General features: G+C 28.5%; 1 protein-coding gene. It reads right to left on the bottom strand.

All coding sequences use genetic code 11. The annotated features are described in order from the left end of the window. Positions 1–178: 178 nt before the first annotated feature. The gene (locus VB691_RS24360; RefSeq protein WP_323294117.1) at positions 179–2,128 is read right to left on the bottom strand and encodes a P-loop NTPase fold protein; all 1,950 of its coding nucleotides are present in this window, start codon (positions 2,126–2,128) and stop codon (positions 179–181) included. Positions 2,129–2,215 lie beyond the last annotated feature (87 nt).

Raw genomic sequence — 2,215 nt, 5'->3', positions numbered from 1 at the left:
CTGAACGGGTTTATCCTCAGCATTTGATTGGGGTGGCTATTTCTTTATTACAGTCTAGTGATGTTGATTGGAGTCAAGTTAAGAATGAGAAGGAGTTACGGGAACTATTAAACCTATAAAGGTATTAGAGGTTTAGAGTATTAAGCGATTAAAGTATTAAGGTAAAGTCAGAACTGGTTCAGGAAGTGCTGGACTTAATCTTATCAATAGTTTCGTTTAAATACTTGTCATTTAACACACTTAAATTATATCCGCTTAGTTTTCCTTTTTTTTGCTCAGATTCTTCTCTTAATAACTCCTGAACTTTCTCAAAAAAATATAGCTCTTTGACTAATTCAGAAAATTCAGGGAATTGTAGAAAAGCAAATCTTTCTTTTATGTAATAAAAAATTCTACGACGATCTTCTTGCGATAAACACAAAATTGCTTCTATAAAGTCATCGGGTAACAGATAGGAAAAAATAGGAAAATAATGATATTCTTCTAACTCATTAGAGCTAGGTAAACTCTTTATAGATATTATAGAGCCGAATTTAACAACATCATCTTTCATGATTTCAAGTAACTCTTTTGCCTTATCAGTAGCAACTGATTTCTTTAACTTTTTTTGAGAGTCTTCTATATAATTACTAACTTCTTGAAATTCTGGAGTATCTTTGTCCATAAAACCAAGATTCCTATAAGAGTTACCAACTCCATCATCTCTATATTTTATATCTAGCTCACCAGAGTCTTTTAATTCATCAATATATTTTTTTGCATTCTCAATAATGTCTTGTTGATTTTTATTGTATAATCCAAGCTTAGAAAAATATAAAAATAATGCAGTAATATGTTTAATTATTCCAATATCTTTAAATTTTCGATCTTTATATTCTAACTCAAGTTTATTCAGTAGTCTCTCAAATTCTTCATCTGCATGCCTATTAAAGTACCAGAGTTTTACCCAATTTGGTGTATTCTCATCTTGAAAATACTTAGAATTTGGTAGCTCGTCATTGAACATCTTTTCATCAACAATACCTTTATCAAATAAAATTCCCCACCAAGATAAACTAGGAAAAAGTTGATTTAGTAAAAAATCTGAATTAAAGATATTAGAGACAGCATTATATTTACAAAGTATTTTCAATAAGTTTTCTTCCTCTGTATTCTTGTCTTGTATATTTTTTGATGTTTTGCCTTTTCCTAATTCTAAGTTTTCGTTAAATACTTGATTTTTGAGTTGACTGATATCTTTTATTTTAATTTTTCCTGAAGAAGTTTCAATAAAAAAAATAATCAAGTATTCTAAAACGTCTGTTATTAATTCTGGTTGATTTTGTGCTTTTTCTGGTAATTTATTAAAAATCCTCTCAAATTCTAACAAAACTTGATTGAGGATTCTTAGATTTTTACACTCTCCTTTTTGATATAATTCTTGAATAAAATAAAAATTGTTTGATAAGATTTCCTTGGCTTTTTCGTTTTTTAGTTTATTTAGAAAATCCTTGAATGCTCCTTGCATATCAAGATGAATTTCAAAAGTCTTCCCAATTAACTTTTCTTTGATTCTCCTATATTTACTATTTTGACCATTTTGACTGTCTTTCGGTTCTATTTCATCCTCATTTGCAATTATGATTACTTTGATATCTCCAGATTCAACAAATTGATTTATATATCCTAAAACATCTTCAATACTTATGCTACATCTCTCTAAATCATCAAATATTAAAAGACTATACTTATCATCGCTAAATTTTGTAAAATCAATATCTGGAATCGAAAAATTTAAGCTTCCATCATCTTTTCCATCCTTATCAAAATCAATCTTGAGTGAAGCTTTTAGTAAGCCTTTAAAGACAGTCCCTGCTATTGCCATTCCTTTTGAAGAAAGTATAGGATGCAATTGCTCAAATAGAGAATTTTGTATTTGTAAATAGTTAGAAACTCCGTACAAACTGACATATAAATGCTTTTTATCTTCGCTTTTTAGTTCGTGAATATATTGATTTATAAACCATGTTTTACCGACTCCCCATGCTCCTTTAAGTAAGATCGCAAATTTAGGAGAGTGAGGTAAAGCTAAATAATAATCTAAGTAATTTTTAATATGCTCATTTGGCGATGGGTTTCCTTCAGACATCTTTAATCTTTTGCTAAAATGATTGATAATTTGAGCATATAGGGAAGTTTATAAGGTTTAAAGAAAATCAAGGTTTTCTTAATAATT

The sequence above is a fragment of the Crocosphaera sp. XPORK-15E genome, from assembly GCF_034931425.1.
Classification (GTDB): domain Bacteria; phylum Cyanobacteriota; class Cyanobacteriia; order Cyanobacteriales; family Microcystaceae; genus UHCC-0190.
The sequence above is the reverse complement of the archived record's forward strand: the minus strand, read 5'-3'. Positions and strand labels throughout refer to the sequence as shown.